Genomic DNA, 3,335 nt, shown 5'->3' on the forward strand with positions numbered 1-3,335 from the left:
AGTTCAGCCAAGGTCGTTTGGCGATTTACTACCGAAGATGCACGAGTCAAACTTAAACACCTATATCCTGTATTTGAACTTGATGAAGACCTAGAATCTAATGCACCAAATTAGCTGTGCCACGCCACTACGCACTCCCGATTCCCGATTCCCGATTCCCGATTCCCGACTCCCGACCCAAATTTAAAAAACCTACTCCCTACTCCCTGCTCCCTGCTCCCTTACAACTAATGGTAAACTTTACAGATGCGGACGAGGATTTACCTCCAGCGAGTCCAGAAGAACAATACCAAGACTTACTCCGTGCCGTCCGACGGCGTAGAGGGTTTGGATTATTATTTGTCCGTTGTTCTCCCGCAGAAGGGGAGAAGTTGATTAAGCAGGTTAAGCAGGATTTGCCTAAGAAAAAAATAGAGGTGTTGCGCTTGGAGGAGCCGATTGATAATTTATACGACATCGTTCACGATCTTCCTGACCGGGAGCAGATCAATGTTTTATTTATCCAAGGTCTAGAATACTCGTTTTATAAGTATGAAGAGACGAAACGTCAGCAGGGATGGGATAACAAAGCAATTTATTCCTATAGTTGGAAAGGGGTTCCTCATATTCTAAATCATATCAACCAACACAGAGAACGATTTCGAGAGGATTTTAAAATTTGTTTTGTGTTTCTCTTACGGTCATTTTCCCTGAATTATTTTATCCACCGCGCTCCCGACTTTTTTGACTGGCGTTCTGGTATGTTTGACTTTCCTAGCAAACCAGAGGTTTGGGAAAAAGAATACTCTCAGATAATTCAGCCAATTAACTATAGTAAATATACGTCTTTTACTTCTGAAGAACGGATTCAAAAAATTATCACTATTGAAGAACTCTTGGAAGCAGAGCATCAAACTTATCAGAATCGAGCAGCTTTACTATTTGAACTAGGAATGCTACTGGTTGTTTACCAAAATTATGAAGACGCGATCGCTAAATTCGACGAAGCTTTGAAATTTAAACCCGATCACCACAAAGCTTGGTCTATCAAGGGGCTTTTCCTCTGGGAATTAAGACGAAACAAAGAAGCCATAGATTCCTTTGACCAAGCTTTAAAATTTCAACCGGAAGACCACAAAGCTTGGTACAACCGGGGGCTTGCTTTATCGGAATTAGGAGAAACAGAAGCAGCGATTGATTCCTTTGACCAAGTTTTAAAAATTCAACAGGAACACCACGAAGCTTGGTACAACCGGGGGCTTGCTTTATCGGAATTAGGACAAAATGAAGCAGCGATTGATTCCTTTGACCAAGCTTTAAAATTTCAACCCGATCTCCACGAAGCTTGGAGCATCCGGGGGTTTGTATTAGGGCAATTAGGAGAAACAGAAGCAGCAATCGATTCGTTTGAGCAAGCTTTGAAATTTCAACCCGATCTCCACGAAGTTTGGTATTTACGGGGGCTTGTACTATCGGAATTAGGACAAAATGAAGCAGCGATTGATTCCTTTGACCAAGCTTTAAAATATAAAACCGATTTCCACGAAGTTTGGGTCATCCGGGGTAATAATCTACAACACTTAGGACGAAACGAAGAAGCCATTGATTCCTTTGACCAAGCTTTAAAATATAAACCTGATGACCACGAAATTTTAAGAAATCGAGGGAATGCCCTATGGCAATTAGGACAAAACAAAGCAGCGATTGATTCCTTTGACCAAGCTTTAAAAATTAAACCCGATGACTACCTAGCTTGGTCTATCCGGGGGGTTTTATTAGGTAAATTAGGACAAAACGAAGCAGCGATTGATTCCTTTGACCAAGCTTTAAAAATTAAACCCGATTTCCAAAAAGTTTGGACAATCCGGGGGGATCGTCTACAACACTTAGGACGAAACGAAGAAGCCATCGATTCCTATGATCAAGCTTTAAAATTTAAACCCAATGACCATGGAGTTTGGATACAACGGGGGCTTGCCCTATGGGAATTAGGACAAAATGAAGTAGTGATTGACTCCTTTGACCAAGCTTTGAAATTTAAACCCGATGATAACATAGCTTGGTATTTACGTGGGAGTGCCCTATGGGAATTAGGACGAAACGAAGAAGCCATCGATTCGTTTGACCAAGCTTTGAAATTTAAACCGGATGATAACATAGCTTGGTACATACGGGGGATTGTTTTATGGCAATTAGTACGAAATGAAGCAGCGATTGAGTCCTTTGACCAAGCTTTGAAATTTAAACTTGATCTCCACGAAGCTTGGTTCAACCGGGGGCTTTCTCTATCGGAATTAGGACGAAACGAAGCAGCGATTTATTCCTTTGATCAAGCTTTGAAATTTAAACCGGATATCCACGAAGCTTGGTACAATCGAGGGGTTGCCCTATGGGAATTAGGACGAAACGAAGAAGCCATCGATTCCTTTGACCAAGCTTTGAAATTCCAAGCCGATCACCACCGAGCTTGGATCATCCGTGGGAATGCCCTATGGCAATTAGGACGAAAGGAAGCAGCGATTGATTCCTTTCAACAAGGTTTGAAGTTTAAACCCGACGATCACCACCTAGCTTGGCACCACCGGGGGGTTGCTCTATCGGACTTAGGACTGAACGAAGTAGGGATTGATTCGTTTGACCAAGCTTTGATACCTAAACCCAATCACCACGAAGCTTGGTACCTGAGGGGGCTTGCTTTATTGCAATTACAACAAAACAAGGAAGCAGCGATTGCTAACTTTGACCAAGCTTTAAAAATTAAACCCGATTTCCACCTAGCTTGGTACAACAAAGCCTGCTGTTATGCCTTACAAGGAAATATAGACTTAGCTCTTTATAACTTGCAACAGGCAATTAATCTCAATCCTGAAAAATCTCGAGAGATGGCAAAAACTGATTCATCTTTTGACACCATTCGCTCAGACCAGCGGTTTCAGCAGTTGATTGATATCAAGTCTGGGATTTTAGGGAATCGGGAGTCGGGAGTCGGGAGTCGGGAATAGGGAATATAAAAAAAATTATGTGTACTTCATTACTATAATAAACGCTATAGCAATGGGTGTAATGGTGTTAAGAACTTCAAGAAATGAAACATTGCTAATACCAATTTTAAACTATACTCTTGCTCCCCATCTCCCCATCTCCCCATCTCCCCATCTCCCCATCTCCCCATCTCCCCATCTCCCCATCTCCCTACACTCCCCGCGCCCAGCCCTATCGCTTATTCCAATTGCCGTTCCGAGGGTGTTATGGTGTCCATCAACCCTTCAAAGGTACCAGAATTGACGATAAAATACAACAATCCAGCAAACACTAGAAGAGCTAGAAGCATGGAACAACCGCGCATATCCTTCTCC

General features: G+C 42.4%; 2 protein-coding genes. One reads left to right on the forward strand and one right to left on the reverse strand.

Going from position 1 to position 3,335, the window contains the following annotated elements:
• Positions 1–116 precede the first annotated feature (116 nt).
• Positions 117–2,981 (forward strand): tetratricopeptide repeat protein, encoded by a 2,865-nt coding sequence (locus F6K37_RS35330; protein ID WP_287255526.1) that lies wholly within the window; start codon positions 117–119, stop codon positions 2,979–2,981.
• A gap of 44 nt (positions 2,982–3,025) precedes the next feature.
• Here the strand turns inward: F6K37_RS35330 and F6K37_RS35335 are convergent, their stop codons facing one another.
• A complete protein-coding gene (locus F6K37_RS35335) occupies positions 3,026–3,151 on the reverse strand; it encodes a hypothetical protein (RefSeq protein ID WP_287255528.1) in 126 nt (41 codons plus the stop codon).
• Between the last annotated feature and the right edge of the window lie 184 nt (positions 3,152–3,335).

Origin of the sequence: Moorena sp. SIO4E2, assembly GCF_010671945.1 — a bacterium.
GTDB classification, from domain to species: Bacteria; Cyanobacteriota; Cyanobacteriia; order Cyanobacteriales; family Coleofasciculaceae; genus Moorena; species Moorena producens.

Bases quoted from the DNA above. Each gene is read 5' to 3' on its own strand.
- F6K37_RS35335 (WP_287255528.1), bottom strand. From the start codon at position 3,151: ATGGGGAGATGGGGAGATGGGGAGATGGGGAGATGGGGAGATGGGGAG.